Below are 2,009 nucleotides of genomic sequence, written 5' to 3' on the forward strand. Positions count from 1 at the left end.
ATTCGCCCGGCCCACCAACTCCCCATAGGTGAGCGAAACCTCGCCGCACGCCAGCGCAACCGCCCCGGGGGCCAACGCCGCACGCTCAGCAATCAGCTCATGCACACCACCCACCACCGGCAACGACACAGCCGTCGCATTCCACTCACGCACCAGCCGCTCGTGCTCGGCCTCGGTCAGCACCGGCAGCTCACCCACCGGTATCTCGGCATCCGCGCCGACAGCTCCCAGCAACGTCACCATGTGCCCCGCCATCCGCTCGACCGTCACCGCGTCGAACAACGCGGTGCTGTACTGGATTTCGCCGGTCAGGGCGCCGTCGTCCTCCCCCAGCGCCACGACCATGTCGAACTGAACCGGCAGCAGACCCGTGCCGGTTTCGATGCCCATGCCGGCCGCACCGGCCCTCTCCCGGTCGGAGGGTGAGGTTCCTGCGGCCTCGGCCGCGTAGTTGAAGGAGACACGGGCGAGGGGGCTACGAGTACGGTCCCGTACATCCGCCATGGCGTCCACCACCTGCTCGAACGGCAGGTCCTGATGCGCGTACGCACCGAGTGCGGTTTCGCGTACACGGCGCAGGACCTCGCTGAACGTGGGGTCGCCGGAGAGGTCCGTGCGCATCACGAGGGTGTTGACGAAGAACCCGATCAGGTCCTCCGTCTCCGCACGGTTCCGGTTCGCCACCGGCGTGCTCACGACGATGTCGTCCGAGTGCGTGTATCGACCCATGAGTACGTCGAAGGCGGCGAGCAGCGTCATGAACATCGTCGTGCCGTGCTCGCGGGACAGCGCCTTCAATGCCTCCGCCGTACCTGCGGGGGCTCTGAACCTCACCACTGCGCCCTCGGTGGAGCGCACAGCGGGCCGCGGCCGGTCGGTGGGCAGCTCCAGGTCCGGTGCTCCGCCCAACTTGTTGCGCCAGTAGGAGAGATGGGAGTCGAGTACGTCGCCGGTCAGCCACTGCCGCTGCCAGGCCACGACGTCGGCGTACTGGAACGTGAGCGGCGGCAGCGGGTTCGGTTCACCCGCCTGGAACGCCTCGTACAGAGCGGACAGCTCGCGCTGGAAGACGCGGTCCGACCACTCGTCGAAGACGACATGGTGGATGACCAGGGAGAGTACGTGCTCGTCCGGAGCGAGCCTGACGAGTGTGGCCCGCAGCAGGGGGCCGTTCGCCAGATCGAACGGTGTGAGCGCGTCCTTGGTGACCATGTCGTTCGCGGCAGCCTGCGGATCCATGCTCCCGGAGAGGTCGAGGACCGGAAGGGGCATGGGCGCGGGCGGGTCGATGACCTGGTGCGCCACACCGTCCGGGCCCGCGACCAGACGGGTCCGCAGCACCTCGTGCCGGACGACGATCGCATCCAGCGCAGCGCCCAGGGCCGCGAGGTCGACATCACCGGGGAGCCGGAGACGGGTCGACATGTTGTATTCCGTCGAACCGGGCTCCAACTGGTCCAGGAACCACAGCCGCTGCTGCGCGAAGGACAGAGGCAACGGCTCGTCCCTCGCGACGGTCGTCATGGCCGGCTCGGCATCTCGCGCCGAGGTTTCCATCGCCGCTACGAGACCTCGTACGGTCGGTTGGTCGAAGAGCGCCGACAGCGGGACGGCGACCCCGAATGCCTCCCGGATACGGGAGATCACCTGTGCCGCGAGCAGAGAGTGGCCGCCCAGGTCGAAGAAGCCATCGGTGGCCCCGACCCGGTCCACCCCCAGCACCTGCGACCAGATACCTGCCAATAGCTCCTCGGGGACCGTGGCCGGGGCGACAAAGCCGGCCTCCAGTTCGCCGCCACGTATCTCCTGCGGTTCGGGCAGTGCCTTCCGGTCGATCTTGCCGTTCGGGGTCAGCGGCAGCGCCGCCAGCTCGACGAACAACGACGGCACCATGTACTCCGGCAGACTCACACGCAACCGCTCCCGCAACTCATCCGGAGACGGAACACCATCCACCTGCACCGCCGGCACCAAATACGCCACCAAACGACGCTCCACACCCTCCCCAC

1 protein-coding gene is annotated in these 2,009 nt (G+C 67.9%); it reads right to left on the minus strand.

Going from position 1 to position 2,009, the window contains the following annotated elements; genetic code table 11:
- A partial coding sequence (locus ACFWSK_RS37730) for a condensation domain-containing protein (protein ID WP_383796705.1) occupies nt 1-1,911 on the minus strand: 1,911 nt, incomplete at its 3' end.
- Nucleotides 1,912-2,009 lie beyond the last annotated feature (98 nt).

It is taken from the genome of Streptomyces sp. NPDC058620, assembly GCF_042717135.1.
Classification (GTDB): domain Bacteria; phylum Actinomycetota; class Actinomycetes; order Streptomycetales; family Streptomycetaceae; genus Streptomyces.